Annotated in this window: 25 protein-coding genes; 19 read left to right on the forward strand and 6 right to left on the reverse strand. The window is 35.5% G+C overall.

What is annotated here, in order from left to right; translation table 11 throughout:
* Positions 1–36: 36 nt before the first annotated feature.
* From MSBR3_RS21695 to MSBR3_RS03090, 5 genes are all read right to left on the reverse strand, one after another.
* Positions 37–180: a DUF2795 domain-containing protein gene (locus MSBR3_RS21695; RefSeq protein WP_080942182.1), complete on the reverse strand. Its 144-nt coding sequence runs from the start codon at positions 178–180 to the stop codon at positions 37–39.
* A 445-nt stretch (positions 181–625) separates the two neighbouring features.
* Positions 626–1,567, reverse strand: a complete 942-nt coding sequence (locus tag MSBR3_RS03075; RefSeq protein WP_048106360.1) for a mechanosensitive ion channel family protein — start codon at positions 1,565–1,567, stop codon at positions 626–628.
* A complete protein-coding gene (locus MSBR3_RS03080) occupies positions 1,568–2,803 on the reverse strand; it encodes a hypothetical protein (RefSeq protein WP_230627729.1) in 1,236 nt (411 codons plus the stop codon).
* A gap of 117 nt (positions 2,804–2,920) precedes the next feature.
* Positions 2,921–4,153, reverse strand: coding sequence for a cation:proton antiporter domain-containing protein (locus tag MSBR3_RS03085; protein ID WP_048106361.1), 1,233 nt, complete (start codon positions 4,151–4,153; stop codon positions 2,921–2,923).
* 469 nt (positions 4,154–4,622) lie between these two features.
* Positions 4,623–6,917, reverse strand: coding sequence for a CDC48 family AAA ATPase (locus tag MSBR3_RS03090; protein WP_048106362.1), 2,295 nt, complete (start codon positions 6,915–6,917; stop codon positions 4,623–4,625).
* An 801-nt stretch (positions 6,918–7,718) separates the two neighbouring features.
* Here MSBR3_RS03090 and MSBR3_RS19915 point away from each other — a divergent pair.
* From MSBR3_RS19915 to MSBR3_RS03160, 18 genes are all read left to right on the forward strand, one after another.
* Positions 7,719–7,856: a hypothetical protein gene (locus tag MSBR3_RS19915; RefSeq protein WP_155396685.1), complete on the forward strand. Its 138-nt coding sequence runs from the start codon at positions 7,719–7,721 to the stop codon at positions 7,854–7,856.
* Positions 7,857–7,929: 73 nt separating this feature from the next.
* Positions 7,930–8,121: a hypothetical protein gene (locus MSBR3_RS19920; protein ID WP_155396687.1), complete on the forward strand. Its 192-nt coding sequence runs from the start codon at positions 7,930–7,932 to the stop codon at positions 8,119–8,121.
* Positions 8,122–8,737: 616 nt separating this feature from the next.
* Entirely contained in the window at positions 8,738–9,385 is a 648-nt protein-coding gene (locus MSBR3_RS03095) for a DedA family protein (RefSeq protein ID WP_048106363.1), read from the forward strand.
* A gap of 265 nt (positions 9,386–9,650) precedes the next feature.
* On the forward strand, positions 9,651–10,619 hold the full coding sequence (locus tag MSBR3_RS03100) for a lysylphosphatidylglycerol synthase transmembrane domain-containing protein (protein WP_048106365.1): 969 nt from the start codon (positions 9,651–9,653) through the stop codon (positions 10,617–10,619).
* 242 nt (positions 10,620–10,861) lie between these two features.
* Positions 10,862–11,017: a cytochrome c-type biogenesis protein gene (locus MSBR3_RS19925; RefSeq protein ID WP_155396689.1), complete on the forward strand. Its 156-nt coding sequence runs from the start codon at positions 10,862–10,864 to the stop codon at positions 11,015–11,017.
* Positions 11,018–11,051: 34 nt separating this feature from the next.
* A complete protein-coding gene (locus MSBR3_RS03105) occupies positions 11,052–11,537 on the forward strand; it encodes a hypothetical protein (protein ID WP_048106367.1) in 486 nt (161 codons plus the stop codon).
* Between the two features lie 563 nt (positions 11,538–12,100).
* Positions 12,101–13,243, forward strand: a complete 1,143-nt coding sequence (locus MSBR3_RS03110) for a NosD domain-containing protein (RefSeq protein ID WP_052723253.1) — start codon at positions 12,101–12,103, stop codon at positions 13,241–13,243.
* 565 nt (positions 13,244–13,808) lie between these two features.
* Positions 13,809–14,117 (forward strand): PKD domain-containing protein, encoded by a 309-nt coding sequence (locus MSBR3_RS03115; protein WP_196296996.1) that lies wholly within the window; start codon positions 13,809–13,811, stop codon positions 14,115–14,117.
* Positions 14,118–14,247: 130 nt separating this feature from the next.
* Positions 14,248–14,979 carry a hypothetical protein gene (locus tag MSBR3_RS03120; RefSeq protein WP_048106371.1) on the forward strand — a complete coding sequence of 244 codons (732 nt, stop codon included), beginning with the start codon at positions 14,248–14,250 and terminating at the stop codon, positions 14,977–14,979.
* A 58-nt stretch (positions 14,980–15,037) separates the two neighbouring features.
* Positions 15,038–15,307 carry a hypothetical protein gene (locus MSBR3_RS03125; RefSeq protein WP_048106372.1) on the forward strand — a complete coding sequence of 90 codons (270 nt, stop codon included), beginning with the start codon at positions 15,038–15,040 and terminating at the stop codon, positions 15,305–15,307.
* A 439-nt stretch (positions 15,308–15,746) separates the two neighbouring features.
* The gene (locus tag MSBR3_RS03130) at positions 15,747–16,640 is read left to right on the forward strand and encodes a hypothetical protein (RefSeq protein ID WP_048106373.1); all 894 of its coding nucleotides are present in this window, start codon (positions 15,747–15,749) and stop codon (positions 16,638–16,640) included.
* 7 nt (positions 16,641–16,647) lie between these two features.
* Entirely contained in the window at positions 16,648–18,015 is a 1,368-nt protein-coding gene (locus tag MSBR3_RS03135) for a hypothetical protein (protein WP_048106374.1), read from the forward strand.
* A 156-nt stretch (positions 18,016–18,171) separates the two neighbouring features.
* Positions 18,172–18,813, forward strand: a complete 642-nt coding sequence (locus MSBR3_RS03140; protein ID WP_048106375.1) for a hypothetical protein — start codon at positions 18,172–18,174, stop codon at positions 18,811–18,813.
* A gap of 91 nt (positions 18,814–18,904) precedes the next feature.
* Positions 18,905–19,918: a hypothetical protein gene (locus tag MSBR3_RS03145; RefSeq protein WP_048106377.1), complete on the forward strand. Its 1,014-nt coding sequence runs from the start codon at positions 18,905–18,907 to the stop codon at positions 19,916–19,918.
* A gap of 971 nt (positions 19,919–20,889) precedes the next feature.
* On the forward strand, positions 20,890–21,645 hold the full coding sequence (locus MSBR3_RS03150; protein WP_048106379.1) for a class I SAM-dependent methyltransferase: 756 nt from the start codon (positions 20,890–20,892) through the stop codon (positions 21,643–21,645).
* Positions 21,646–21,883: 238 nt separating this feature from the next.
* Positions 21,884–22,063 carry a hypothetical protein gene (locus tag MSBR3_RS03155; RefSeq protein ID WP_048106381.1) on the forward strand — a complete coding sequence of 60 codons (180 nt, stop codon included), beginning with the start codon at positions 21,884–21,886 and terminating at the stop codon, positions 22,061–22,063.
* A gap of 434 nt (positions 22,064–22,497) precedes the next feature.
* Positions 22,498–22,629, forward strand: a complete 132-nt coding sequence (locus MSBR3_RS21325) for a hypothetical protein (RefSeq protein ID WP_268989111.1) — start codon at positions 22,498–22,500, stop codon at positions 22,627–22,629.
* A 33-nt stretch (positions 22,630–22,662) separates the two neighbouring features.
* Positions 22,663–23,136: a universal stress protein gene (locus MSBR3_RS03160; RefSeq protein WP_048106383.1), complete on the forward strand. Its 474-nt coding sequence runs from the start codon at positions 22,663–22,665 to the stop codon at positions 23,134–23,136.
* Between the two features lie 68 nt (positions 23,137–23,204).
* Here the strand turns inward: MSBR3_RS03160 and eno are convergent, their stop codons facing one another.
* Positions 23,205–24,491 carry a phosphopyruvate hydratase gene (eno, locus tag MSBR3_RS03165; protein WP_048106385.1) on the reverse strand — a complete coding sequence of 429 codons (1,287 nt, stop codon included), beginning with the start codon at positions 24,489–24,491 and terminating at the stop codon, positions 23,205–23,207.
* A gap of 822 nt (positions 24,492–25,313) precedes the next feature.
* Here eno and MSBR3_RS03170 point away from each other — a divergent pair.
* Positions 25,314–25,703: a transcriptional regulator gene (locus MSBR3_RS03170; RefSeq protein WP_048106387.1), complete on the forward strand. Its 390-nt coding sequence runs from the start codon at positions 25,314–25,316 to the stop codon at positions 25,701–25,703.
* Positions 25,704–25,769 lie beyond the last annotated feature (66 nt).

Here is a 25,769-nt window from a genome sequence, read left to right on the forward strand (position 1 = left end):
AAATCCGAAATTAAATATATAAGTTTTGGATATCCTTTATCTTGTCTCTTCACCCTTGAGACGTTTTCCACTAAACTCCTGAGCACTATCGGCAGCGTTGTTATATGTTCTATCTTGAATTTCCTTCAAATTATCAATTATTTCGTTATTAGCATTGTTTTTCCGAGCATATTCAATTATTCGTTCTTATTTTAGGAAAATCTATATCTTTCAGTGCGTGTTCAATATCAGCCATATTTGCTCTCATAAATTTTCCCCCTTATGCTCTTATATTAAATCATTTTTAAGTTTATATAAACTGTTCTCGTTTTATCTATAATATCTTTAAAGCTACTATTTATGGACAGTTTTTCTTTATAAATAATATGTGCTTAATTATATATAAATAAATTCAAACAAAGAAAATTCAGTTTGATAAACTTACAAAAAATCTATTCAAAAATCTAAAACTGCCATAAACCACCGTAAAAATGTTGTAACCTACTACAATACTAAAAAATCGGTATGCACAGTTTAAAGATTATTTGGCATTAAAATTTAACAATTTTTAATAATTTATTATTATAATTTTCTGAAAATTTTTAATTTCGAATGTAGAGTTAATAGTTTAGTACACCCTTTGGAGTCAAGAATTGTCCTGTACGCTTGCATTAGATTCGGAATCACTCCCATGTCTTCCGTTTGACCTGTCATTTTTTCGTCTTGTAGTTCTTAACTCAGGCTCTTCTCCAATTTGAGGGATATTGAGGATATGGAGTTGTGGAGCTCTGATACCGTTTTTTCCAAATTCGGTCCAGGCTCTTGTGTGTATATCCGATTCAAACTCAAATTCATCTCTAAGGTCGTTGACGTAAGCTTTGGCCCTCAGCCTGGTGTAAAATGGAAGGGACTTATGCAGCAAAATAACAGGGCTTGTTCTGGAGATATAGATATATTTCGAGGTCACAACCGTCTCTCTCAAAATCTTCATTGCAGATTTTACATCTGACTCTGATGCGATATAGATATCTGTTACAACCATCATTTCCGAAGACCCATAGTTCCCACTGGAAATGGTTTCATTAAAAATTAAGCTATTTGGAGCCGTAACAGTATTATCGCCAGGTGTAACGAGTTTTGTTGCCCTTAGTCCTATATCAGTAACCTCACCATAATAGTTTCCAATGGAAACTTTGTCTCCTATCTGGTAAGGTTTTTCAAAAGTAATTACAATTCCTCCGACAAAATCTGCAAAAAGATCTTTTAGCCCAAAACCAATAGCTGCACCAATAAGTCCTGTCAGGAGAAAAAGCTCCGGTCCGAATATATTTAATATTTCTATAAGGAAATAATAAAGGGCAATAACATAAATTCCAAACTTTATTGCAGGAACAACCATTTTTACTTTTATCCTGCTACTCCGGCTCATATTTTCCGAAATTTTTGATAGCACGGCAGTTACGATTCTACCAAGTATGTATGCAACAAAGAAGGCCAGAAATATATTTATGATTGTTTGAGTTTCTATAGATCTCAGGGTTTCCAGAAGTTGCTCCCTGCCCGTATTCACGGCATTTCCATCTACCATTTACCATACCAACCTTAACTTTTCCAAATATGCTATGACACTACGCAGAGCTTCAGGCCTGACCCTGAAAGATTTGTTTTCATCTTCAAAAATTAGTTCCTGGTTTAGAAGCCTGAAGAGGACTTCATCCGTTTTTAACATAGAACCTATTATGTCAACGATATCGCTTTTTTTTAGACCCTGGTATGAGAGAACAAGACTTAGAACAAAAGCCTCTTCTTGTTCAAGTTCTATATCGTACGAAAAATTACCTACATCTTCCGGCTTTATGTGAGGATAGTCAAGTGCAAGTTTCCAGATTTTTAGTGCGACGCCAGGATTACCTTTTGATTCCAGGTGAATTCTTTCAAACACCCTGTGCTCAGCAGTTTTTTCTTTTCCTTCTTCTTTTTCTTTTTTTTCATTCAGAAGGTATTTTTTAAGGTAATGAATATTTATCTTTAAGATCGGAATTGAAATTTTTCTACCTATAGCTGACAGTTCAATAGGATATTCAGTTATATATGCTACAGGCTCCTCATCGGACTCTCCACCATTATTAAATATAATTTCTCCGTCTTCATATCTATTGAATATAAGCTGTTTAAGGTGCTCTTTACTGAAAGCAGGAACTACAATCTGTACTGGAAAGTATTTCTCAAGCTCAAAAACTTCTTTCAGGTATTTCCAGGAGTAAATATTCCAGGTAGTGATGAATATCCTGTTCTGAGAGCTAATCATATCCAGAAATTCATAAAATATGTCAAAACCACCTGGTTTTCTCACATACAGGAAGTGACAGTTATCAAGAAGTACTACTCTTTTTGTATCACCAGGTAAGGAAATTTCCTTTTCATCCCGGACAATCTCAGAGAAAGTGATTTTTGTTGCTCTGCTTAAGTTTAGCTTTTCAATTTCCTTAATTAGAGTAGTTTTTCCACCAAAGAGTCCGGCTATAATAGCCACATTGAGTTTTTTTCCAACTTCAAAATCGGCAATTGCCTCCTGGATTTTTCCGATCTCATCGCGCATTCCGATAATCTCGCCAAAAACCGTCTCATCGGTCTTACTACTATTATCCTCCACTGCATCCCCTATTAAATCTCGTATATCCCTATTTAATATTTCATATATTATACTTAATCGTGTATCCCTATTTAATATTTCATATATTACATATAATCGTATATTTCTATTTAATATTTTAATATTACACTTAACAGACGTCCCCATAATCAAGAATACTAATTCTGACAAGCTCTCAGACATTATTCTGAAATCAATAAATCAGATTGAGTTTTATAAATAGTCAAAAATGAATCAGTATAAACTTTAGAATATAGCAGAAGTCCTGAAACTGCTTCTGAAACCAGATTACTCATTTCCTGACTTTTCCGGATTATATTTTCCATAAAGCTTTGTAAAGTAAGTTGCAGTTATTCCGTGAAGCACAATTGACATGCATATTACCAGGCTAACAACTGGCCACAGTTCTTCTATTCCGGTTTGTCTCATTGAAAGTCTAGCATAATAAAGAGCTGCCACTCCAATAGGCCCAAACCAGCCTGTAAAGAGAACATCAAGGCTGTTTTTTAGATTAGGCACAAGAGGTTTAATAGAAAAAAGAATGGGTGTTCGGTGCAGGATTAATATTAATAAAGCTAGCATTAAACCTTCTAATCCGAGTTTTCCCCACTCCTGCCATGGCAAAGCCAGGCCAAGAAGTGTAAATATAGGAATCGTAAAAAAACGGTCCGACCCTTCAACTACACGCTTCTCATCTCGTCTCTCTTTTTCGGTTGATGTCGCACTGAAGAACGCACCTGCAACAAAAACGGCAAGTATCCCGTCGCTTCCAATGAGTTTTATACCTCCTAAGGTAAGGAATGTAAGGGAAAGAGTGTAAGCAACGTAAGAAGATTCATTAATAGTTTTTTTGCTCTGTGCTTTTCTTAGTATATGGCCTGCTGTATAGCCTATTAGAGCTCCCAAAATTACTGCAGCTCCCACTTCCCAGAAAAGGGTATTTATCACCCAGTGGTTCAGGGCTTTCTCAGGTCTGTGAGCCATCCATAGAATAGGAAGCAGTACGAAAGGATAAGCCAAACCATCATTAGAGCCGGATTCCACTGAGATTAAATCTCTTAGTCTTTCAGGTAGTTTATCTTTTGCTAATTGTCCGCTTACAATGGATACTGCAAGTATCGGATCTGTCGGAGTCATAATTGCGCCAAGCAGTAAGGCTGTAAGAAAGTTGAAGTCAAGAAGCCAGTATACAAGCAGACTATTCATTATCCACATAAAAGGCATTACAATTCCAAGCATAGCTGCTATGGATCGCCAGTTTTTGATAATGTAGCTGGAAGGAACTCTTAATGCTACCCCCATTACACCGACAGCTAAGGACAGCCTGGCAGCTTCTTCTAAAATCCGAGGGTTAAGTAGCTTCAAATCAAGAATATCAAAACCTGCCGAACTCAACAAAACACCAACTATTAGAGCTGCAAATGGCTCTGAGAAGTTCCATTCCCTTATACGTCGAGAAATTACTCCGAGAAAAAAGACCAGTCCACCTATGATTACAAGGGCAATATTTATAATTTCCATTCCTTTTGACCCCTTTAGACTGATATCTGATAAGCTACTGTCAATTTAAGTTAATCTGTTTTAGATTTTATAATAAGTACTGAGTTTTTCTCTAAAGAATTACTAAGTAGGGTTTTCGTTATTAAAGCTCTATACCATAGAGTAAAAGAATGAAGATAAGAAAAAGTAATTCAATGTAATAAATTTTAAACCAATCATGGATGTTTTTAATACAAAGGAAAAGTATGATGTAAAGTTCAAACAGGTAAAAACTGAGTTCTAACTATTTATGTTAATACAAAGAGAACTTTTCAGAACCAATTTCGTTACTTAGGAGTTAGGGAGATTAAAACACTACGCCTTTTGATCAATAAAGCAAACAGTCATCTCTTATCATTTTTGATTAATTGTTTTTGATTACATTTTAAAATTGAGAAAATAAAGGAAAGCAGAAAAAGAGAAAAAGGAGATCAAATTTTCTGTTTATCACTCAGCTATAAAATGGAGTTTCTATTTCTTTTGACTGCCTTTTTCTCAGGCCACTCTGTACAGCATGGTAATACTTCATGGTATCAGGAGTAACCGAAGGCCCGGTTTCAGCAATCGCTTGAAGGAAGTGTTTCTGCTTCACCTCTTTAGCATGAAGGTCTTCCCGAAGTGCGTCTCTTCCTGCTTTTTTACATACAGCTGCAATGTCAGCACCTGTATACTGATCGGTCATGGAAACCAGTTTTTCAATGTCAACATCCTCTGCAAGCGACATTTTAGAGGTCTGGACCTTAAAAATTTCCTTCCTAGCTCCCGCATCCGGAACGGGAACGAGAATTAACTCGTCAAAACGTCCAGGCCTTAGAAGAGCCGGATCTATAATATCAGGACGATTGGTTGCACCTATTACAACTACAGCTCTGAGTTCCTCAAGCCCGTCCATCTCGGAAAGCAGCTGATTCAGAATTCTGGCTGTAACCTGTGGCTCACCAACGGAAGCTCCCCGAATTGGCGCAAGAGAATCAAGCTCATCCAGGAAAATAATTGAAGGAGCAACCTGCCTTGCCCGTGAAAAAACCTCGGCAATTCTTTTTTCCGACTCTCCGTACCACTTGGAAAGCAGATCGCTTCCTTTTGCGGTAATGAAGTTAGCTTCGGACTCGTGGGCAATAGCTTTTGCAAGGAGAGTCTTTCCAGTACCAGGAGGACCATATAAAAGTACTCCTTTGGGAGCCTCAACTCCTATATCCCTGTATGACTCCGGACTTTTAAGGGGCCACTCCACGGCCTCCTTCAAAAGTTGTTTTACTCCTTCCAGGCCGCCTACATCTTCCCAGCTCACATTCGGAATTTCGATAAGGATCTCTCTTATAGCAGATGGCTGGACATCTTTCAAGGCGTTTTCGAAGTCTTCCCTTGTGACCCGAAGTGTGTCAAGGATCTCACTTGGAATTTCAGGTTCATTGAGGTTAATCTTCGGAAGAATCCGTCTCAAGGAACTCATTGCAGCTTCCCGGCAAAGTGCAGCAATGTCAGCTCCCACGAACCCATAAGTTATCTGAGCGAAGTCCATGAGATTTACGTTTTCGGCAAGTGGCATACCTCTTGTGTGGATCTGGAAGATCTCGAGCCTTCCTTCAGTGTCCGGAACCCTTAATTCAATCTCTCTATCAAATCTACCAGGGCGGCGAAGTGCCATATCAATTGCTTCAGGACGGTTGGTTGACCCTATCACAATCACGTTCTTGCGAGCCTTAAGCCCGTCCATCAGAGAGAGGAGTTGAGCTACAACTCTCCTTTCAACTTCTCCGGTTACCTCAGCCCTCTTAGGTGCAATGGAGTCGATTTCATCAAGGAAAATGATTGCAGGAGCGTTTTTCTCTGCTTCTTCAAAGACATCTCTGATCCCTTTTTCGGACTCACCGTAGTACTTGGACATAATTTCCGGACCATTGACTGAGATAAAGTAGGCGTCGGACTCATTTGCAACTGCTTTTGCAAGCATTGTCTTACCTGTTCCAGGCGGTCCGTAAAGCAGTACTCCTTTTGGAGCATCAATTCCCAGTCTATCAAAAAGTTCAGGGTGCTTCAAAGGTAATTCTATCATTTCTCTTATTTTGGTGATAGCGTCTTTAACCCCACCCAGATCTTCATACATGACTGTGGGAACATTCTGTTCAGGTGTTACTTCTGCAGCTTCGGGTAGGAGCTCAACCTCTGTCATATCTGTAATCTTTACTATTCCAGACGGGGAAGTGGAGATCACCTGTAACTTTATTTCTCCCAGCCCAAATGACTGTCCCATACCTGGACCAAAAAAGTCCTGAAAGAAATCCTCGAACATAATTCCTTTCCCAAAAGTCTCCCTCTCTCGGGATCGTCTCAAGCTTGTGGTGGAAATAAAATCACCCTTCGAAACCGTACGGTTCATGAATACGGCTTTAAGAGTTTCACTTGGAGCATAAATCTGCATGCCCTTAGCTACAGGCGCAAGAGTTACACTCTTTGCTTCTTTCCAGTCAGCTTTGCGAATGTCCACGTACTCCCCTATGCTAGTTTTTGCATTAGTACGGATGAGCCCATCCATGCGGATAATATCAAGGCCCGAGTCGCTGGGATACGGACGCCCTACCAGGGCTGAAGTTGATTTTCCTCCTTTTATTTCAATAACGTCAAAAGGCTTAAGGCCCAGCTTTTCCCGGAAACTGTCATCCACCCGGACAATTCCTTTTCCGACGTCTCTTTGATCAGCTTCTGCGACTTTTAGTTTTGCAGCTATTTTTTCGTTGTCTGTCAAACAATACCCCCCATTTTCATATCAAAAATTGATACTTGTTGAAAAAGACAATGTGATAATTTTTAAGATAATGCGGTAATTTTTAGGAATTGTAGTAACTTTTAAGAAGCGTAGTAATTGTCGTTTCAAGGTGAGAGCCATTTGGTTCCTACCTTTCATTCAGTAAAATCATGAATATTACCTTGTGGCCCAGAATTTTAAACTTCTTATTTTTAATAAAAACTCATTTAAACATTCACGGCCTTATCAACGAAGGAATCAGTTTTTGCAGTCCATGTTTTATATTGCATTTTTTATATTGTATTCTTTATATTTTATTTTTTATATTGCATTTTTTAAATTTACTTAAAAATTTAGAAATTTACTTTCTGCTTGATTTCCTTCAGTAAACCTGATAAGGTCTTTTCTATTCGCAAGGTAACTGCTATTACTACGGTTAACTCTTTAACCTCACGTGGACCTTTTTGATAAGCTCACCTCCCTAAAATCAGGTAGTGCTACCTTCTAGCCTGTTTTCCACCTTCCACTTTGTACTATATTAATAGTTATATAAAAAAGAATTCACTTAAAATGTTTGCCAGCAGATGATTTTTTCGACATAATAACCTTTTGTTTTTTATTAGTGAACTTATCTCAAACAAAAATACCACTTATACTTCTTACTTAAGCAATTTTCCTAATCATTGTCGTTTAACTGTTTTTGAATATCTTCCGTAAAGCTTTTTTACTCTACGATATTAAACTAGCTCGCAAAAAGTGCATAAGAACTTTTAATATTCGCACAAGAGATTTAATAGAAAAATGGAAATTGTTATTGTTTACGGCTTGGCTAGAGGAGATTGGCTTCACGGCTTGCTTGCAGGACTAATTTTGAGCATGGCCCTTCTTCCCGAAGAGTTCTCGGTAGTTTTACTGATACTACTTAATATGGAAGCCTGACGTCTATCCAAAAGATGTCCTCGTACGTCGGATACCTGCAATTGAGACATTTGGGACTTCAATCGTGCTATGCGTGAATAAGACAGGGACTTTAACCCAGAACCGGGTGATTCTGAACTCTTTATTTTCGAAAGGCAAGTGTTACGAACTCGAGAAAAACGAGTGTCTGCTTGAGCAATTCCATGAATTGCGTGAGTTCGGATACCTGGCAAGCCAGCTGGATCCTTTTAACCCTCTTAAGAAAGAGATAAATGATAATCTCTGACAAATCTGGTAAGCATTAAAAGGTAAGTGTTATACCTTTTCAAACTGATAGGTATCTGTTCAAACTGATAGGTATCTGTTCAAACTGATAGGTATCTGTTCAAACTGATAGGTATCTGTTCAAACTGATAGGTATCTGTGCAATTTGAATGGATATCTACAAAAATTCGAGGAGTACATTCTCAAATTTGATGGGTACTTGTTCAAGTCTGATGGAAAAGTAACTCTGTAGAACTGAAAAAGTATAACTCTATAAATATGGCACATTTAATTGTTTTCTGTATCTAACTGTTTCAGCATTCAGTAAAAGAGAATAATAAACTTCAATGGAACCGAAGGTATGAAAAACCCTTTAAATTATAAAAATTTCGAAAAATTCAGTTCTTAACTGGATCATTAAATTATAAGAAACACATAAGTAATTCTTGAACCGAGATTTCCGAATTCTCGGTATGTTCCGAAAGTTAAAATTTAAGGAATTTCTTATTTTTTGGGTTTAGTAGTTAAGTATAAACAGCAGTTATGATATGCAAAGAAATATACATAATTATGAAATTATTTTATTTAGTGATATAAGAAGTATAGATAAGAAGCATATATAACAGAGAAGTATTGACATGGCAGATCAAAGCTATTTTATCGATTTATTTTTGCATCTGGACGCTCACTTAAGCGAAATAACAAACGAATATGGTTTATTAACGTATTTACTATTGTTCGCTATTATCTTTTGTGAGACAGGTCTGGTGATAACTGCTTTCCTACCGGGTGATTCTCTCATCTTTGCAACCGGAGCTCTGGCTGCCAGTGGCTCGTTCAACTTACTCACTCTACTTATTGTACTATGTCTTGCAGCTATTGCAGGAGATACTGTCAATTATCACATTGGTCATTTTTTGGGAAATCGAGTAACAAATCGTGAAAATATGCGGTTTATTAAAAAGAAGCAGCTTGACCGTACACACTTATTCTTTGAAAAGTATGGGGTGAAAACGATAATTATAGCCCGCTTTATCCCTGTTATCCGTACATTTGCACCGTTTGTAGCGGGAATTGGAACAATGCCATATTCGACATTCATTAGTTACAACATCATTGGAGGAGTTTTATGGGTAACATCATTCCTTTTTGGAGGATACTTTTTTGGAAACTTGTTAGTTGTAAAGGATAACTTCAGCTTTCTAGTACTTGGAGTAGTTCTTGTTTCATTACTCTCAGGCATTATTGCGTATATTCAGAGCAAACGTGACCCAAAAGGAATGTGACCCAAAAGGAATGTGACCCAAAAGGAATGTGACCCAAAGGGCGCATGATAGAGTGAAGACTTGCCAGATATCCGGAATTTCTTCGTTATTCCAAAACTCTCAAAAGTGTTTGCGTAGTCTGAGATTTGTTTAATTATTTAAAAAGCAAGGTTCTGAAAGTAAATTGAGAGTAGGAGAGCTAGTGAGATAAGGCTGTTTCGGTTAGGAATAGAAAAACTGCTTATAGAAAAAAGGCCCTGAATCCTTGTGAGGTAAATCTTTGAAGATGGGAACTTTGATAAAAATCATAGTGGCCCTGTTACTGCTCGCAGCAGGTGTATATCTTGTCCGCAGTTACTGGCCAGAGATCGTACCTGTTATGAAAGAGATATGGGGAACACTCAAGGAAACAAAGCTACGTTATGTTTTTCTAGCAATCTCGGTATACTTGTTGAGTGTATACTTATTTTCTGTCCGCTGGCAGCAGGTTCTCTACTGTATTGACTACAATATAAAAGTTACACGTCTTGTTCCTGTTTATTTCGGAGAAATATTCGTAAATAACGTTACTCCGGGAGGGAACATGGCAGCGGGAGAATCTTTCAGAATCCTTTGGGCCAACAAACTTTTCGGGATAAGCTATATCAATGCTTTTAAAACAGTTTTCTTTGAAAGACTGGTTGAAGCAATTCCTGTTTTTTTCTTATCAATTTATATTCTATATGCTTTTCCGGCTTTAGAGATCAGATTCCTGCCCTCAATTGACAGGTTAACGTTAAAATCAGTCCATCTGTTTTTCCTGATCTTTCTGGCAGCAGGAATAATAATGTGGTTCTTTAGAGAAAAATTAATTTCTCTCTTTCGTAATATACAGAAAAACTGGGAAATATTTAAACAATCTTTTATTCCCGTTCTCCTTCTATCCTGTGGAGTCTGGATTCTTGATGTAATACGTCTCAAACTGGTTGCTTTAGCTCTGAATATTGACCTCTCTTTAAGCCTGATTGTAACAATTTCAATCCTGACCTTTATTCTGGGAGCCTTACCATTAACTCCAGGAGGCCTAGGAATAATTGAAGGAGGCCTGATCTCTTTACTTATGTACTTTGGTTTATCCCTTGCATCTGCAAGCAGTTTCGTTCTTTTAGAGCGTTTTATTTCTTATGGGATCAGCAGCATAATCGGATTTCTGTACCTGTCTTACTATGGAGGATTTAAGGTCTGGAAAAGATTAAGAGAAGAAAAGTTATACTGATCAATAATCTATATTTTTTAAGAAGTTAATATATCTAAGCCCTCTACATCTTTTCAGGCAGGAAATTTTCTTTTGTTCCGATTTTTGCTTCGTTTGCGGAAACAGTTGCTTTGATGGGCAAGCTGTGAGCAGAAAATGCCCTCAGGAACTGGTATGGAAAGGTATTAATTGGAGAAGTATGAGTTATAATATGTGGGTAATATAATTATTACTGAACCCCTTGATAAAACCGTGAGGTGACAATGATGTGTAGTGTTGGAGACTCGTTTGATCTGGATATGGAAGGAAATTTGCCGGTTAAAGACTATACATGTAAAGACTGTGGGAACAGATTCAAAGGCATTGGCAAAAACGTAAAGTGCCCTTCCTGCCAATCCAAAAATGTAGCAGAATCCTGATAATTTACTGGATTTTTAAAAACTTATTTTTAACATGAAAGAACCAACCTCTTCGAAAGATATTTCACTTAAGGAAAGTGAAATGCTTCTCCTGCGCGGCACGGCAGGAACAGTGGCTATTGTGAAAGCAGGCCCGCATGGACAGTTTTTTCTGGAAACCGAGAACGAAGAGATCGTACTCGGACTGGAACCTCATGACCTGATTGTTGCTTCTGCGTTGTCTGTGGATGAGAAAACGGAAAAAGGGCTTAAATGCGTTCTTTTTATGATCCGGGAAATCAGGTCACCCTTAATCGTTCTTCCAAAGAACCATCCTGCATCCCCAAGGCTTCCAATTGTAGTGTCGGCCGGGCAAAAGACTGTTCTAAACTGCAATATCACCCCTGGCACGCACCCGAATCAGGACGTACTTTGCGGTTCAAATGAATTTAATGGTCTTGAGGTAACCGGAACACAGGAAGGCGTACATATTGAAAAACTGCCAGAGTGTGAGGTAGTAAAGGTTAACTTTGATATCTGACTCGCATATCTCTAACGAAACAAAAAAATAGGCTTTTAACGGATCTCTGTCTTTCATAGTTTGTTTATCTGTCTTGTAGAGTATCTTGATCTAGCCTTAGATAGTAATTTTGATCTATAGAACGTTTAATTTTGATCTATAGAACGTTTAATTTTGATCTATAGAACGTTTAATTTTGATCTATAGAACGTTTAATTTTGATCTATAGAACGTTTAATTTTGATCTATAGAACGTTTAATTAACTATAATTAACTCATTTTTGATATAACTGTAGTTTAATCTGACTTATGAACGTACAGATTTTATTAATATGTAATTTTTTATTCAATTTTATGATTTTTCATCTTATAAGTCGAAATTATCTATAGATTCAATATTTATCTCAAAACACAAGAATTTTTTAGTAAAATCTACGCGTTATTTTTTTCTGTAAACCCATCTTAATACCACACTATAAACTAATTTTACAAATATTTAATTAAAATAAGAAAGTTTAATACTATAAAACAAATCTAAATATTCATTGTTTTATGTCTAAAGCTTAAATATAGGAGTGCAAATTATGAAAATTAACAAGAAAGCAGTTTTAATATCGGCATCACTGATTTTATGTTTAATCGTTATTTCATCGACTGCATCAGCTGCTACTTTAAAAGTAGGACCCAAAGAAAAATACAAGACAATTCAAAAGGCTGTAAACGCCGCTCACGAAGGAGATACCATTATTGTTAGTTCTGGAACTTATCGTGAGAACGTTAATATTACAAAAAGTAGCTTAACAATTCTTGGAAAAGGTTATCCGAAGGTAAATGGATTCTATGATTATATTGACCCCTATAGTGGTGATTTCGGACAAAGCGATATTAATATAAACGGATTCTCTATCACTAAAAATGGAATTGATTTAAGTGACAGAGCAGTAAGTGGTCAAATAATAAGAAATAATTATTTCTATTCTTGTGATGCTTCTATTTCTGGAGATATGGCTTCTGGTAATCTTATCAAAAACAACGATTTTACAAATGGTGGAATTTTTTTAAGTGAATCTAGCGTAGATATAATTGGAAATAAAATCAAGAATGCGGATATTGGGATAGAGTTATTTGAAGGAGCTGGATCAACAACAGGTGCATTAATTTCAAAAAATAAAATAACTGGCTGCAATGTAGGAATTAAGTTTCACGGATTTAGTAGCGGTGATGTTTATGATAATTACTTTAACAACAAAAAGAACATAGTATTCGGTTCAACATCGTTTGGCAGTGTAGGTTCCTGGAATACCACTAAGACTCCAGATTATAATATCGTTTTAGGACCTTATATTGGCGGGAACTTCTGGGGCTCCCCTAATGGCAAAGGCTTCTCTCAGACAGCTTCTGATAAAAACTATGATGGAATTGCAGATTCCTCTTATGCTATAAATAGTAAAAATATTGATTACTTACCCCTGGTTGCTATTAAAGCTCCGGTAGCTTCTTTTAAAATGTCAAAGTCAAGCGGGAAAGCACCATTAACAGTCAAGTTCACAGATACAAGCAAAGGAGTGAATATGACTGAAAAATGGAACTTTGGAGATGGCTCAACTTCCACTTTAAAGAATCCGTCACATAAGTATACAAAAGTTGGAAAGTTTAAGGTTACTTTGACGGAAACTAATAAGGTAGGAAGCAGTTCAAAGAGTCAGCTTGTGAAAGTTACTAAATGAGGAGACTATATTTCCTCTTTCTAATTTTTAAAATGATCATTTTTAGTCTAAAACCATGCATTATAATTTCTCTTTCATAATACCTTCACTTGAAGGAATTCACTGGCATAACGTCTATTCTTAAATTTCTACTTGTTTTAGTAACACTCTTTATTAAATTAAATTAAATTAAATTAAATTAAATTTGCAATTTTTTTAATTTAAGCATTTTTGCAAAGTAACCTCCTTTAAGGACTTTTGCTAACTGTTGGAAACATTGACTTTTAGATTTTATATTATTCTTAGTTATATTTCTATAGTTATTATATAATCTGACACTAATTTTTGTATCGAACGTCAAAAACGTGTTCAACAAAATGTGAAAAATATTACATAAAATGAATATAAATAATCACATAATATTATTTGTAACCATAAACTGAGAGCCATCAGTATAATTATATTTAATAAGTACTGCAGCTGGATATGTACAAAAACATAATTATATAATTGATCAAGTCAAACAGATATAAGGGAAAGGAAGGAAAAGGATATGAAAAGTAAAATTCTACTAGTAGTACTGTTTTTGCTAGCTCTATTAGCCATTCCACTACCTGCAATGGCACAAGCACCTACAGCAGATTTCTACGCTGACAAAACATACGGAACTGCACCCCTGACTGTTCATTTTTACAGCACTGGCGTCACAGGCAGCCCAACCAGTTACTTCTGGAAATTTGAACACGAAACAAGCAGCGATTGGAATTCACATCACTTTGGAAATGCTGTTCATACATTTAGGTATCCAGGGGTCTATGATGTTAGCCTAACTGTAACAAATGCAGATGGAAGCACAACAAACACGAAAACGAGCTATATCACGGTTAAAGAATAATTTTGTGGCATTTGCCACATACTATTTTTGTGAATGTAAGTAAGTGAGTAAAAAATGTTTGGTAGGATAGTAAGATACTGAGTATATTATTCATCGGGGCCAGTTACAAAAATCTCAGAATAATTCTTAAGTGTATATCAATATCCAGCAAAAGGCACGTAAAAAGCGTATTCCTAACCCTTACCTCAAAACCTGGTTCCTCTCTCTGGCAGGTCAACAAGTAGACACAAAAAGCCTAGTTTTCTTCTCTAAATTCCTGAGCCGATGCCTACCAAAAAGGGCCGAATGGATCAAAGTAGCAGAATTTCAAAAAAACGGAATGCTACACTATCACGTCCTAATAGTCGGCATAAACTGGCTTCTGCACAAATCCGTAATACAATACTCCTGGCAGAAATACGGCGGCGGGCCTATCCTTGACATCCACACCGTAAAAAATGATTCAGTCTACGGCTGGCAGTGGTCCCGTTCCTGCCCTCTCGAAGCTGCAGGTAAAACCGTAGGCGACTATCTGCAAGGCTATCTAGAAAAATCAATGAGTCCCCAGCATGGGGCCTTATATTGGGCAATGGGAATAAGAAACTGGACCTGTTCCGGCTCACTCTCAGAAAGAACAAAAAAAGACAAGCCAATTAAAAGCCCTACAAGCCGTTATTTTCTCAAGGGCGTACTTAGCGCCTTAACCGGGTTCAGATCGTCCCACAGGACAGATAGTATAGGCCTCTTCTCAGCCAAGATAGCCAAAGAAAAGTCCAACAAGCAGAAAGAAGAAAAATCTCCCAAACCTGAAAAGCTAGACCTATCCTTCACAACAGCCAGCCAGATAACAAAAGCCTATCTCAAATCTTCCAGGGGGCTTTAACCTGGCAAAAACCAAATCCAACATAGAGTCAGCAAAAAAAGAACCTTACAACACAAAAATGAAATATCCGGGAAAAGAGGCTTATCATTTTCCAGTAGGTCCCTCTCATACCTCGCCCTGCATGGATCCTTACTTCCGATCTCCTGAATACCAGGCAAAAAAAGAAAGATGGCTACTCGAAACAGGGATAACAGCAGGCATAACAATTCTTATAGATCACGACCGCGACGAAAAAACAGGCGATGAAGACAATGAAACAGAAAAAATAACACGGATGCAATTGTGTGAAATTCCGTCTGAAAATGGAATTTTTCAATATAATAATTAATCGATAAAACAGGAATAATACTTTTGGCGTTATGTATTTCAATAGAATTATGTCATATCTACATACTCAAAGCAAAACAGAATTTTTCTGAAATCCGCAGAAATCTGCAATTTTTAAAGTAAACATGGTTGCGTCTGATTTAAGCAACGATAGTGTTACCCCTATTAGGATCGAGAAAGAACAAAGAAGAAAAAAGACAATAGATTGATAAACGTTTCAATGAACAGACTTATTTGAACATATTCATGCGACAATTTTTATTAATTTGTTTTATGCAACATAAACCGGAATATTAAAGATACTCAACCGATTAAGCACAGTTAGAATGTTTCTGTTAAATTTTTTAATGAATCTGTAGCAACATCAACCAATTCCTCATAAGAAATAGATTAATAATAATAATAATAATAATAATAAATAAACTTATTGAGTTGATTTAATGGATAGTACTCATCCTTTTGAAATTGTCCCAGAAACAGATGATTCTGATGTTGATATTCACCGAACACTATCCATTACAAAATATGTGACAAACGTTACTTATGATTCTGATGAGATAAAATCTAAATTTTTTAAAAATAAATTATGTTTAACTGATGGATTTGGATGTGTATACCCTAAAGAAGTTAATGGCCATATTCATGCTCTTTTTGGTAAACTCGGGGTGAAGACTTTATTGGGGTTAGATACAGATTCGGATAATAATAACATGTTAAGAAGATATAATTTTGGGAGAGTGATTGTAGCTACTATGTATGTAGACCATTTTCCTGAAGATAATAAACTTTCTTTAATAGTTTTTAATAGTGGGAAAATAAGTAAAGATTTATGGCAGTCTACATATAGAAATTTGCTTAATGTATTCGACTTAAAACCTGTTAAATTTAGTGATGAAGAACTTAGAAAAATATGCTTCACTAAATATAGAGACGATCTTTTAGAAATAAAATTTGATCCGGCTAGTGAAAAAGAATTTGGGAACGTCAAATTAGCAGAATATAAATCTATTCGCTCTAAAAAATTCAATCCAAACGCAAAGAAAATACAAGAAATTATTGATAACAATGAAATTAAAGTCAACAGATTTAAATCTGATATTTACTCAACATATCCTAATTTAGATAAAAGTTATCCGGTTGCATTTACAATTGATGTAGAAGGGAAAGTTACACTAGAATTCCCTAAAATTTCGTGGTCTTTAAAGGATACTAATGAAATCGAGGAGCATTATTATTCATTTGCAAGTAAAATATATGATGAAATTATTTCCAAAGAAATTTATGCAAAAGAGGCAGAAGAAGATAATTCACAAAAGTCACTTTTTGATTTTTGAGGTTTAAATGATAGAATCAGATTTTAATGATTTTTACAAAAAAATTGCAAGTAAAGCTTACAATCAATTGGGTGTAAAAGAAGTTTTAATAAAAATCAATTCGTTCTTGTTATCTCATGATAACGAAGTCAATTATAAAGAAAAACTTTTTTTGTCTTCTATTGATTTAGCTAAAAATAATATTGAGTTGTACATTAGAATAATGAATTTGTGTATAGAAGAGTCATTGTATTGTCTTAATTATCTGTTCTTCCAAAGTTCGGTATACTTGATTGATAAACAATATTCAAGAGATATTTATTCCTTAGATGCTAATTATCAAAAAATTCTTTCTAATACAATCAACATTGTAATAAATAACAAACTATTGGATGAGATCGATGTACCGGATTCATCAGAAATGGCTATTGTATTTGGAAGAGTTCAAAGAATATATATTCCATGTCAAATATTTTCAGATTTCGAATATAAAATATTTGAAATATTAAATAAAAAATACACTAAAAAACTCTTAGAAAATAAGTATGGTTTAGAGCCAGATGAATTAACAATTATTATAAGAAAATTGAATATTGCGTATACCAACTTCGGAAAATGCATTTCCTTTTCATGCGATAACTTTTGTTTTTCTCCACAAAATTCTGAAAATCATTTCCATAAACAACTAACTTCGTCAAACTACGATAAAGAATTGTTCAATAAATATGGTATCTTATTATTTCCGTTTGTCTCTGATGTAGATATAACAAATAATAAAATAATTATTCCTAATGATGGTTTTGGGAACTTAGACAACTGTTGTTTTACAATCGTAGATCCAAAAACAAACAGGCAAATATTTGACTTTAATATTAATATCCAAAGCATGAGAAGTGAAAACGTTTACATAGACGATTTTAAAGATATTTTAATTCTACTTCCTTCGAATGATCATTTAGAATTTAAATTCAATTTCAAAAAATTTGACAATGAATATTGTTTTTCTATCAAAAAGAAAATTGGTCCAATAAAGGAAGAATTAAAAAAGCAGGTAGGATATTCAGTGAATTATGATTTAAGTAATAATTCTGGAAATATTGCTTTTAATGCAAATAATGTGAAGCAGAGTATAAAGGTAAACAATACACAAAGTCTTAGGGAATGCTATAAAGAATTAGCTAAACTCGTTGACGAAACCGAGATGGAAATTCATGATAAGGAAGAAGTAGAACAAAATGTTAAAGAGGCTCAACAAGAGTTATCAAAGGAAGATTGGAATCCTTCAAAAGTATTACAATTGACTGACAAGATTGTGAAAATTGTTGGTTTCGCTAGTAAAGCTTTTCCAGTTATTATGAAAATTAAGGAATATTTAGATCCGTATATCACCAAATAGGCCTAGTTACAGCATCGCTGTCACGAACTGCAAAGTTGCTATCTTATAAATAGTCATAATCAAGTACGGTAACTTGAATTTTAGAGAATTGTTAGCTTACTTTTATTGTTTTGAACTTCAAGTGCATAAGTCCTAATAATGTAGGGAGGAATTTTCATGCCTTTGGATAATTTTTATGGACAAACTTTTGTTGCTTTTATAGACATTTCTGGATTTAAACAATTGATGAAGGAAGGGAGAGCTGAGGGAGCATTAGATATTTTTTATACTGCTGGATACAATAATACTAATCGAGAAATTGGCGGAATATTTGTATCTGACTGTGGAATTTTGTTTTGGGGAAACGATTTAAGCAGCTCATCTATCCCCGAAAAAAGACATGCATTAGAATCATTACTATCTTCAATAAGAAATATAAACCATGAGATGTGTCATCAAGATTTCATTCTCACAACTTCAATCGCCTATGGGTACTTTAGTTTTCAAGAAAGAATTGAAACTGCATATATAAGAAAAAATCCTATTTACGGTGACGCGTATCTTAATTCATTTTTAGATAATGAAAATGGAACTCCGAAGATACAGCCAGGTCAGTGTCGTATTGTTACAAGAGATATTCCTAGTGAAGTTCTCGATTTTGATTTTTTAAAACGTAGAAGTTCAAGTGACAATCATTATTATTACTATTGGATGGTCAACAAAGAAAATGACATCAGAAGATTTGAAGAAGATTACAAAGATAGTTATAATTTAAAATATGGAGGGATGCGTCAGGCTTTACAAAGGTATAGTCAGTAACAACCTTGCTATATATGGACAGTTACAGCATTGCTGTCATTAACTGCAAAGTCAATATGTTATATCTATTGAGTTGTCTAAGTGTGATTTTATGGATTTACTGAAATTAATAAATGATAAAAGTAATTATTTCTCAGATACACCAATCATTCAAGGTTTGAGAAGCGTCATTTATCACATAGATATAGCTGAACGTCATTTTGAAAATGGAAAAAAAGGGGAGGATTATCTTTTTACTGACGTCATTTATAGGTCAAATCAAGCATATGAAGGTTCACTTAAGGAAGCATACCAAGTTCTTACAGGTAGCAAATCTGAAAATTTGAGTACTTCTCAAATAGAGAAAAAGTTTGCAGAAGGAACCATTTTAAAGGCAAGAGTACTGACACTTTTTGAGAATTATCGGAGAGAGTGGCGGAATACATCAACGCATGATCACAAGTTACGTTTTTCAGAGCAAGAAGCATTTCTAGCTATAATAAACGTATGTGCTTTTTTTAATATTCTTCTTGACCAAATGATAGAAAGAAAAGCGTATTATCAAGAAAAGATTGAATTATCAGAATCAGGAGTTATTGAACAAAAACATGTTTGTTACGAGAGTCTTATTGACTATATAAGTCAACTTTTGATTGATTTTCCACATAAAGCCGTTACTAAAAATATAAACTACTCATTGTCTTCTTACTTTGAAAATGAACTAACCGGCATGATTGCTGCATACATAGAATCTTCAGATCAAGAAATAAAAGTAATAACAGGATATTCCATTTCAATTGGGACAAGTAAAATATATGCAGATATGTTAGTTAAAAAGGGTGAAAGTTCTGTATTGATTGAAATAAATAAATCTACAAAACATACTAATAATTTAGTTGAAGCTATGGTAGATCAATTAGTACTGTTTATGGAAGCTGCTAAAATTAAAGATGGAATATTCTATATAATTCCTAAAGGAATCAAAAATACCAAGATGGCAACGACCAAAGTAAATATTGAGAACTCTAGTGGGAATTATAATATAAATGAGATTTACCCTGAAGGACTAATTATTGATGATGACCCATATAGCCATTCTAAGGTATCAAAGCGTTTCTCAGATTAGAAAAAATAAATTTTTGAACTATTTTAAATAGCCCATTGGGAGCATCCCTGTTATAAAACCTGTATATTTTCAATTTTTGTAGAATTTACAGAAGAATCAGTACACTCTCTATCTAGTTAAAGATCAGATAACAAAATTGAAAGTTAATGCAATGCTAGTTGTAAGAAATTAAGAGAAAACCACTTATTTTTCTATCAATATTTAGAATATTCTTCACCAAATCCGAACACTTTAATATTTCGTTCGTATAGACCTTTCATGGATAATGGACTTGTAAGCTCTGATGGAACAAAGGTTCTCACAGTAGCAGAATATGACCGATTTGGTAATTTCATTCTAACGAAGTTCAAGCCTATTCTCCTGAAAAATACATAAGATTAAACAAAATTTGTGTATGTTACATGAGATGTTCCATTTTACAAAATAAGAATTTTGCAAATTATTCTTTCTTTTCTCAGAAACAAAACGCCCAGAAATTCCCACAAACGACCAAATATTGACCCCCAAAAACGTATGGAAATATTTATTTTTGTTCTAGAGCAAAAATTGGTCGTGCATTAGTAGATGGTTGATATTTTACGTTTAGGTATTTTTGCTCAGTTGAGTCTGTTTTCTAAGCTTACCTGCTTACAGGAAATTAAGTGTACATAAAGCAGAAAATGAGAGCGAAAAGTGAATATGTGAGTACTCTGGAAATATCAACTGATTATTGAGGGACCACCCAAAAATTCTCATACACAGGTTTTACAATAAAATTCGTACATTACATTTAAAGGGAATTTGCAGCAAACCTGCAATACTGCCGAAACGTTAAACACTTTTTAGTATTGGCATTCGGAACTTCAGTTAATAAGAACTACTGATTATTGAAAAAGGATAAAGAATATCTGATTATTCCAAAATTCTCATCATTCCTATTCATATAATATATCCATCAAGTATATTTTGAAAGTTGAAAGGATTGATTTAAATTGGACACAACAAAAAAATTTACTGGTAAAGCGGACATCTATAGTAAATATCGTCCCCGTTATCCGAAGGAATATATTAATTATTTAGTTTCGTATAACAATCTTACTTCTAATAATACAGTTGCTGATATAGGTTCAGGTACAGGTATTTTGACAGAACAACTGCTTGATAAGGGTTTAAAGGTAATTGCAGTTGAGCCAAATGATGATATGAGAAGTATTGCAGAAAAGAGACTAAAGAATCATCCAAAATTTGTTTCAATTAAAGGTATTGCTGAAAATACAGGTTTACGAAGTAAGAGTGTTGATTTAATAACAGTTGCACAAGCTTTTCACTGGTTTGATAAAGTAAAATTCAAAAATGAATGCATACGAATATTAAAACCAAATTTAAATGTAGCACTTGTTTGGAATATTAGGGATTCATCGAGCCAGATGATTTTAGAGAATGCAGAAATATGTAAAAATCTTTGTCCTTCATTTAATGATTTTAGTGGAGGAATCGAGGAGACTCCAGAGGAATTTGAACAATTTTTTCGTGATGGAAAATACGAATATTGTACGTTTCAAAATGACCTGGAGTATAATTTAGATGATTTTCTAGGGCGAAATTTATCAGCCTCTTATGCTCCAAAGAGTACGGATTCTAATTATAAGGAGTTTATTAAAGAATTAACTGAACTTTTTATGAAGTACAGTAAAGGCAATAAAATAATATTGCCCAATGTAACTCGTAGCTACATAGGAAAAGTTTAATTTCAATATTTCACTAAAAATCTATCCTACATATTTTTCTGGATCCGTTTACCTCAAAACTCCCTATAATTCCCTATTAGCGATAGTATGCTAAGATTTCTGTAAATTTACTTTGTGGTTTATCCATAGGTTTTACAGTAAAACCTGTCCACAAAGGGCACTGTTTCTAATTTTCGTCACAAAGAATTATAAACTAAAAATATCATAATAGGGGAAAAATAAAAAAGGATCTGTTTTTATGGATAATTTCTCTCTTACATTGGAAGCTTCTCCTGAGAGCCTGCGATTGTTATCTAAACTCATCAAGCTTATGATAGAGGCAAAAAAGTACGACGATCAGGCAGGATCATCACCTGAGAGCGAGAGACTTAAAGAAATTGAAGAACTTCTGGATAAACCAATTCAGAGAGAACATTAAACTTTATACGTGTATACATTGATTTTTCCTGTATGTCAGTTTAAAGCTTCCTTAACGATTTGAGATCGGCCTTAGCGACCTCAGAGAGAAGTCCATTAAAGAGGTCTCTTTGTATATTATATATCCAGAAAAGAGTAGGATATTATATATCCAGAAAAGAGTAGGGGTCGTACCCTAGGAGAAACATTATAAGTAATGTTGCTTTCCATGTGGACAATATTGAGCACAGTAAGGAGATGTTGCTCAAGTTGAAAATCCTTACCTGGAACAGATTTTTTGCCATCTCTGCTAATTGTTCATTCTCCCAATCCCAATATTCTGACACTTTATATACCCCTGTTATTATAATATTGGGATAAATTTATATTAAATTATCTGTACAAAATCGCGAAGATTCAGCATTTTTTGAGATTTAATGTTGGTTTTAGGCCTGCTTGCCTGGAAAATCTCTCGAAAATTTGATCAAGTATGCGGTGATCCCGGAGTTTAGGGAGCTTGCAGGCTTAAAAATGAAATTCGGCTTTTCAGGTTTTACAGATTTTTCCTGCAACGTTCCAAAAGTCTAATTTAGGAAATCCACGTATCTAACACGGTTTTATATGGAAGCTATTAATTTTAAGAAAATAATGGTTGCAACCGATGGTTCGGCCTGCTCCGGGCTGGTTGCTGAAAAAGGGATTGAACTTGCCCGGTTGAGTGGAGGAAAGATTTATGCAGTCTATGTGGTATCAACGGATTATCTGGCTCCTATAAATGGGGATTCCTTTCCCATGAGTGTGGATCCTTACTGGGAATCAATACATGAGGCATGGAAAAAACAGGGACATAAAGCTGTAAACTCTGTAAAAAACCTGGGAGAAAAGAAAGGAATCAATGTGGAGCCCGTCCTTCTTGAAGGCAACCCCTCGGAAGAACTGATCCGGTATGCCGAAGAGGAAAAAATGGATATTATCGTTATGGGCACTCTTGGAAAAACAGGACTGGACAAGCTGCTTCTTGGCAGCGTTGCAGAAAAGATGGTCCGTCACTCAAAGGTTCCGGTTATGGTCGTAAGGGATAACTGTAAATTATGAAACCGAATCATTAAAAAGAAGAAAAAAGAAGAAAGCTAAAAAATGATTAAAATGGAAAACTAAAAGGGTTAGAGCTGCACGTAATGTGCAACCTCACCCAGGTCTTCCTCTATTCTAAGAAGCTGGTTGTATTTAGCAGTCCTTTCTCCACGGGCCGGAGCTCCGGTCTTGATCATTTCAGCTCCGATAGCTACTGAAATGTCTGCAATTGTTGTGTCTTCGGTTTCGGCAGAGCGGTGGCTTACTATTACGGTATAGCCGTTTCTGGAAGCCATATTTGCAGCATCAAAAGCTTCGGAAAGGGATCCGATCTGGTTGACCTTTAAGAGAAGTGCATTTGCTGCTCCCATGTCAACGCCTTTAGAAAGCCTCTCAATGTTTGTAACAAAGAGGTCGTCACCGACAATAATCGTGTCCCAGAGCTCATTGGTCAGGGCTTCGAAGTCCTCAAAGGCTTCCTCATAGAATGGATCTTCAATGGAAAGGATAGGATAGGAGTTCACAAGTTCAACATAGTAGTCCATCAGTTCCGGAGCAGAGAGTTTCTTTCCGTCAATTGTGTATGTCTCGTCTTCGTAAAACTCGGAGGCTGCAGCATCAAGCCCGATTGTAACCTCGGTGTCAGTATAACCTGCTTCCTCAATAGCCTGGACAAGGGCATCAAGGGCTTCGGTTGACTCGCTCATCTTAGGGGCATATCCTCCTTCATAGCCCACATTAGTGGAAGACCGACCGTATTTTTTTTCCAGTATTTTTCCAAGAACATGATAGATTTCGGCACCCATCTGGAGAGCTTCATAAAAGGTTTCTGCGCCTTTGGGCTGAATCATGAACTCCTGAATTGCAAGATCGTTGCCTGCATGCTTGCCCCCGTTAAGGACATTCATTGTGGGCACCGGAAGAGTAAACGCATTTGAGCCTCCTAAATAGCGGTAAAGAGGAACATTCAGAGAATCCGCAGCAGCTTTTGCAACGGCCATGGATACCCCAAGAATTGCATTTGCCCCCAGGTTTGATTTGTTATCGGTCTCATCGAGCTCGATCATCAGCTCATCGATTTCTCGCTGGTTTCGCACATCAAGCCCCAGCAATTCCTTCTGGATAATGGTGTTCACATTCTTTACTGCAGTGAGAACTCCTTTTCCTCCGTATCTATTGGGGTCTGCATCCCGCAGTTCAAGGGCCTCGTTCGTACCAGTAGAAGCCCCTGAAGGAACACCGGCTCTGCCAAATCCTTTCGGCGTAAACACATCAACTTCAACAGTGGGATTTCCCCTTGAATCCAGGATCTCCCGAGCGTGTATCTTTTGGATCTTATATTCTCCAGAATCCTGCTGTAGACCGATATACGACATTATTTCACCCTTTTTAATCTCTGATCTATCTATAGATATATTCTGTTATTTGAAGCTTAACCTTAATTTTGAAGCTTATCCTTAATTTTGAAGCTTATCCTTAATTCAAAGCTTATCCTTAATTCAAAGCTTAACCTTAATTTTGAAGCTTATCCTTAGTTCAAAACTTGACCTTAATTTGAAGCTTATCCTTAGTTCAAAACTTGACCTTAATTTGAAGCTTATCCTTAACTCAAAGCTTACCTTTAATTCGAAGTTTACTCTTAATTTTGAGACTTACCGTCAATTATGAAGTTTAACTTTGATTCGAGACTTAATCTTAACTTAACCGTTAGATGTCCGAATTGTATTTAATTCTTTATCCGGTTAACGGAAATAATTTTAATTAAGTTTTACGCTATTATCTCATAAGAAACCCTATTAATAAATGAAGACTATATATTAAGTTCCCGAATCCCGAAACACTTTTGCCTCAAGTATCTGCATCCTTAACTATATGAGTTCAGGAGTATTATACTTCGAGTGTTTGCAAGAGATCTTCTTGTTTTGTAACCCTTAACTCAGGCTTCCAGAATTTCAGAAATGTCCATTTTCCTGCATACACTAGCTTTAAAGGTTTTGGTCAGAATCACAAGACCGGTTTTTACAAAATCGGTTTTTTTCCGGGGAATTGTCAATACTAATATTTATATACAAACTTTCCAAAAAAAACTATTAACAGGGTGTGATAGCTGTTTTACTCCTTAACAATACTCAATTTATTTAAAAAAAACAATTTTATCTACATAAAATATATAAACCTGAAAGTATTATTCACATTCGATGACCGACGATTCTCCAGTTAATTTAACCGAAAAAGAGTATTCAATAATTGACATGCTCCAGAGCCTGGGACTCCCGAGGACAGAGGCAACCGCGATCGTATGTCTAAAAGACTGTAATGAGCTCAGATCCCTTAATATTGAACTTGTATCAGGGCTTAGACAACCTGAAGTAAGCGTAGCCATGCGCCCCCTGCGTGAAAGAGGCTGGGTAGAAGAAAGGTCTGAAAAAAAGAATAAAGGAAAAGGCAGACCCGTAAAGTACTACCAGTTAACTTTGCCCTTCCCGCAGATTGTAAAAACCCTTGAAGACGAATTTTTAAAAGATAACAAAGAAAAAATGATTGCATTAAAAAGGCTTCGAGAACTGGAGACAACATTTCAAAATTAAGTTTGAGGAAGACTGCCAGATAATTTTGTAAAACTATACTTTTAATTATCATCTTCATACCCAAAC

This window comes from Methanosarcina barkeri 3, assembly GCF_000970305.1.
In the GTDB taxonomy this organism is placed as follows: domain Archaea; phylum Halobacteriota; class Methanosarcinia; order Methanosarcinales; family Methanosarcinaceae; genus Methanosarcina; species Methanosarcina barkeri_A.

Bases quoted from the DNA above. Each gene is read 5' to 3' on its own strand.
- MSBR3_RS03075 (WP_048106360.1), bottom strand. From the start codon at position 1,567: ATGGTAGATGGAAATGCCGTGAATACGGGCAGGGAGCAACTTCTGGAA.
- MSBR3_RS03085 (WP_048106361.1), bottom strand. From the start codon at position 4,153: ATGGAAATTATAAATATTGCCCTTGTAATCATAGGTGGACTGGTCTTT.
- MSBR3_RS19915 (WP_155396685.1), top strand. From the start codon at position 7,719: ATGGAAATTGTTATTGTTTACGGCTTGGCTAGAGGAGATTGGCTTCAC.
- MSBR3_RS03095 (WP_048106363.1), top strand. From the start codon at position 8,738: ATGGCAGATCAAAGCTATTTTATCGATTTATTTTTGCATCTGGACGCT.
- MSBR3_RS03100 (WP_048106365.1), top strand. From the start codon at position 9,651: ATGGGAACTTTGATAAAAATCATAGTGGCCCTGTTACTGCTCGCAGCA.
- MSBR3_RS19925 (WP_155396689.1), top strand. From the start codon at position 10,862: ATGATGTGTAGTGTTGGAGACTCGTTTGATCTGGATATGGAAGGAAAT.
- MSBR3_RS03105 (WP_048106367.1), top strand. From the start codon at position 11,052: ATGAAAGAACCAACCTCTTCGAAAGATATTTCACTTAAGGAAAGTGAA.
- MSBR3_RS03110 (WP_052723253.1), top strand. From the start codon at position 12,101: ATGAAAATTAACAAGAAAGCAGTTTTAATATCGGCATCACTGATTTTA.
- MSBR3_RS03125 (WP_048106372.1), top strand. From the start codon at position 15,038: ATGAAATATCCGGGAAAAGAGGCTTATCATTTTCCAGTAGGTCCCTCT.
- MSBR3_RS03130 (WP_048106373.1), top strand. From the start codon at position 15,747: ATGGATAGTACTCATCCTTTTGAAATTGTCCCAGAAACAGATGATTCT.
- MSBR3_RS03135 (WP_048106374.1), top strand. From the start codon at position 16,648: ATGATAGAATCAGATTTTAATGATTTTTACAAAAAAATTGCAAGTAAA.
- MSBR3_RS03140 (WP_048106375.1), top strand. From the start codon at position 18,172: ATGCCTTTGGATAATTTTTATGGACAAACTTTTGTTGCTTTTATAGAC.
- MSBR3_RS03145 (WP_048106377.1), top strand. From the start codon at position 18,905: ATGGATTTACTGAAATTAATAAATGATAAAAGTAATTATTTCTCAGAT.
- MSBR3_RS03155 (WP_048106381.1), top strand. From the start codon at position 21,884: ATGGATAATTTCTCTCTTACATTGGAAGCTTCTCCTGAGAGCCTGCGA.
- MSBR3_RS03160 (WP_048106383.1), top strand. From the start codon at position 22,663: ATGGAAGCTATTAATTTTAAGAAAATAATGGTTGCAACCGATGGTTCG.
- eno (WP_048106385.1), bottom strand. From the start codon at position 24,491: ATGTCGTATATCGGTCTACAGCAGGATTCTGGAGAATATAAGATCCAA.
- MSBR3_RS03170 (WP_048106387.1), top strand. From the start codon at position 25,314: ATGACCGACGATTCTCCAGTTAATTTAACCGAAAAAGAGTATTCAATA.